The sequence below is a fragment of the Oribacterium sinus genome (assembly GCF_963537195.1).
Lineage (GTDB): Bacteria > Bacillota > Clostridia > Lachnospirales > Lachnospiraceae > Oribacterium > Oribacterium sinus_A.
Window position 1 is genome coordinate 1 of record NZ_CAUTEG010000152.1, and the last position, 3959, is coordinate 3959.

Here is a 3959-nt window from a genome sequence, read left to right on the forward strand (position 1 = left end):
GAAATGATGTGACCACCGTTACCACCCCCGGGGAAACTGTGGATGTGATTGTTACCGACTATGGCATTGCCATTAATCCCCGGCGGCCGGAGCTTTTGGAGGCTGTAAAAGCCGCTAAACTTCCCATAAAGAGTATTGAAGAATTACGAGATATTGCCTACAAAATCTGTGGAGAACCGACTAAACTGGAATTCGAGGATAAGGTAGTTGCCATTATCGAAGCAAGAGACGGCAGCATCATGGATGTGGTAAGAAAGCGAAAGGATAAAAGTCTAATTACACTAAGCGCTAGATAAAAACCAGTAAAGCCAAGTACCATTCTTATAAAACCAAGTATGTAATTTATGCCAAGGGAGTGCAAAATGGAATTTTATTGTAAAAGCGGAGAACGAATCCATGTAGATATTCTGGGAGAAGGCTTTCCCATTGTCTTTCTTCATGGGAATAATCTGCAAAGCGGCTATTTTGCAAAGCAAAGAGTTCTCGAGAAAAGTTTTAAGCTCCTCTTTGTAGATAGTTTGGGGCATGGAAAATCCGGAGAACTACAGGGGGAAACAAGCTTTGCTTACCTTGCCGATGGTCTGGAGGAGCTGCTTTCCTCCCTTTCCATAGAAAAATGTCTTTTGGTGGGGCACAGTGACGGCGCGAACCTGGCACTGGAATACGCCGGTCGCCATGGGGAGAGAGTAGCCGGGATTCTGGCAAACAGCGGAAATATTTCCTTTTCCGGTCTAAAGTTCCTTCCCCGCTATGCCTGTTATCTGGAAGAATGGCTCTACCGCTTTTTGGGGCTCTTTCTTCCCGCCTTTAAGCGAAAGTCCAGAGTTTCTCCCCTTTTACGGGAAAATGTGGATGTGCCGAAGGAGCTTTTTCGAAAGGCGCCTTACCCCGTAGTGGTTTTGGTGGGAGACAGGGATATGATTAAGCGAAAGCACAGTATGGCGATTGCAAAGCTTTTCCCCAAAGGCAAATTTCTGGAACGAAGGGGGCAGGGGCACAATATCCCGAAAAAGGATAGCGCTTACTTTAATCGCCTGATAGAAAAAATGGTGCAGGACATACAGCCTTAATACTGCCCTGATCAAACAGCAAGATGCCGATTATACAATACAAGCATCGATTATCAGCACAAGTTGCTGATAAAGTAAGGTAAAAATTGCAAAACAAAGTTCGTATAGAGTAAAGAAACTCCGGTTTCCATAGTAAGGAGGAAAAATTGAATAAACTGATTTCTTTTTTTAAAAAATGGCAGAATGTTCTAAAGAGCATTCTTTTCCTGAGCATTTCTATTTTGGTGCTTTTGGAACTTGTTAAAATGGGAAAGACCATTTCCCCGGAGGCGGTAAAAAGCATCTTAAGCGGTTTATCCCCCTTCCAAATTGTAAGTCTCCTTGTTATCGGAATCCTTTCCGTTTCTCCGATGATGCTCTATGACTTTATCCTTTGTAAGGAGCTGAAAAAGAAGATTTCTTTGGGGAAGCTGATAGAAAGCAGCTGGACCATCAACAGCTTAAACAACCTGATCGGCTTTGCAGGCCTTGTGGACGTGGGACTGCGTTACAGCTATTTTACGGAGGAGGATAAGGGCGAAGAAACCATGCAGGGCATTTCCAAGGTGATGCCTTATTTCATGTCTGGGCTTTCCCTCTATTCCTTGCTATCCTTCGGGCTCTTGTTTTTCGTTCAGAAAAATGCCGTTTTAAGACCCTACAGCTTTGTCCTCCTTCTAGCTTCTCTGATTCTTCCGGTCTTGCTTTTTCTTTCCACCAGAAAAAACTGGTCCTACTTTGGAAATCTATCTAAGAAAAAGATTCTGGCTTTAATCGCAACTTCCTTCCTCGATTGGGGCTTTGTTTCCTGCTTTTTCTTTTACTGCGGAAGGACACTGGGCTACAGCGTTTCCCTTGCCAATACCCTGCCGTTATTCTTTATCTCCATTTGCATCGGTATCGTCTCCATGATTCCCGGAAGTCTCGGAAGCTTTGATTTAATGATGATGAGCGGTCTTTTACATTTTTCCGTAAATCGAAATGAGGCGGCAAGCTGGCTGCTGCTTTTCCGTATCTTTTATTACATCATTCCCTTTGCCATCGGTCTCCTTTTCTTTATCAAAAGTATGGGAGGACAGATTAATCAAAAATTTTATGGTCTGCCGAAGAAGCTTAGCTCCCTAATGGGACAGGGCATCAGCCACTTTATGGCAACTTTCTTCGGTTTTTTTCTGATGGCCACCGCCATTCTTCCCGATGAAATCCATAGCATTCCTCTTATCGGACAAATGGATCCCATAAGGGGGCAGCTACTCTGGCAGTTTCCAAGCTTTCTCCTTGGTTCTCTTTTCTTCCTGTTGGGAAGACTTTTAAAAAGAAAAGCCGCCTTTGCTAAGCCCTTTTCCCTTCTGCTTTGCCTTGTGACACTTTTCTATATCAATCTGGGAAGCCCTTCTCTTTTCAGTAGTCTCTACCTTCTGTTGTTTCTGCTGATTCTCTTTTTTCGAAGAAGAGAGCTTTCCAGAAAAGCCTTTTTTTACCCGGTGGAAGACCGTTTGAAGGACTTTTCCTATATCCTGGGAAGTATTTTCATTACTCTCCTCCTTTTATACCTTTCCAGCGGCAATACCGGAAAGGATAGTCTCGGCTTCCTGATTTTCCATAAGGGAGTTCTGCATAAGTTACATACTTTCTCAAAGCCCCATTTTTTCACGGTCTTTTTAGACTACTTTCTTAATCTTTTCGCCTATTTTCTGATTCCTACGCTTTGCTATATTACCGTGGGCGCACTGGCGAGAGATAAGCATTTTTCCTTCGGAGAAAAATTCAATCAGGAACGCTTTCAGAACTTTTTGCAAAGCTTTCCCAATACCAACTTAGATGCTTCTCTGGCCTTCCTTGGCGATAAGCTACTGTACTATTATCAGGAAAATGGAGTGGATAAGGTGGTTTTTCAATTTGCCTTAGAAGACGGAAAAGCGGTGGTCATGGGAGAGCCCATCGGAGAAGAAAGATATTTTCCTGCTGCAATCTCTTCCTTTACTGCAGAAGCGGAGGAAAACAATCTTACTCCGCTCTTCTATGAGGTAGGCCAGGACTTAACCCTTCTCCTCCATAACCATGGCTATGAATTTATGAAGTTCGGAGAAAGTGCAAAGGTTCCTCTTTCCGACTTTGATCTCGTGGGAAAATCCGGTAAGAAGTTCCGTGCCGCGGTCAACAAAATAGAAAACAAAGGATATACCTTTCAAGTACAGTACCCGCCTTTTTCCGATGCCTTTTTACAGGATTTGGAGAAAATATCGGATGCCTGGCTTTCCGGAAGGCAGGAAAAAGGCTTTTCTCTGGGCTTCTTTGACAAAGGCTATCTCTCTCTGGCTCCCATTGCCTGCGTATTGGATTCCGAGGGACATGTGCAGGCCTTCTCCAACTTCCTCGTTTGCAATGGAGAAAAAGAAGCAAGCATTGATTTGATGCGCTATAATCCGGGAACAGAAAGTAACGGCATCATGGACTATCTCTTCGTGGAGATTTTCCTGTATTTTAAAGAAAAAGGCGTGGACTACTTCGATTTGGGTATGGCGCCCTTGTCTAATGTGGGACAGGAAGAGCATAGCTTTTTCCAAGAAAAACTGGCATTTCTGGTTTATGCCTTTACCAATCGCTTCTACTCCTTTTCGGGACTACGAAAATATAAGGACAAGTTCTCGCCTCTATGGGAGGCAAGATACCTGTCCTATCCGAAGGACAGCAGTTTACTTTTTGATCTGCTGGCTATTTTCAAGATAGATAACCGGAAGGTAAAGGAGCTGTAAAAAACATTTTCCAAGCAATATAGGTCTGAAACGGGGCACGCTCTCGCTAACTTCGCCTTGACTGAGCAGTGGTTTATGTTAACCACTGCTCACTTTGCTTTGCAAAGCAACTTCCTTCGGAAGTTGGTCTGCATCAGGACGACTTTTCTAATGA

Annotated in this window: 3 protein-coding genes; all 3 read left to right on the forward strand. The window is 43.7% G+C overall.

The window, feature by feature from the left end; translation table 11 throughout:
- Window positions 1–296, forward strand: a 296-nt coding sequence (locus RYL27_RS11190) for a citrate lyase subunit alpha (RefSeq protein ID WP_314967197.1), incomplete at its 5' end; no start/stop codon positions are given.
- 66 nt (window positions 297–362) lie between these two features.
- Window positions 363–1070, forward strand: a complete 708-nt coding sequence (locus RYL27_RS11195; RefSeq protein ID WP_314967198.1) for an alpha/beta fold hydrolase — start codon at window positions 363–365, stop codon at window positions 1068–1070.
- 146 nt (window positions 1071–1216) lie between these two features.
- The gene (gene mprF / locus RYL27_RS11200) at window positions 1217–3805 is read left to right on the forward strand and encodes a bifunctional lysylphosphatidylglycerol flippase/synthetase MprF (RefSeq protein WP_314967199.1); all 2589 of its coding nucleotides are present in this window, start codon (window positions 1217–1219) and stop codon (window positions 3803–3805) included.
- Window positions 3806–3959 lie beyond the last annotated feature (154 nt).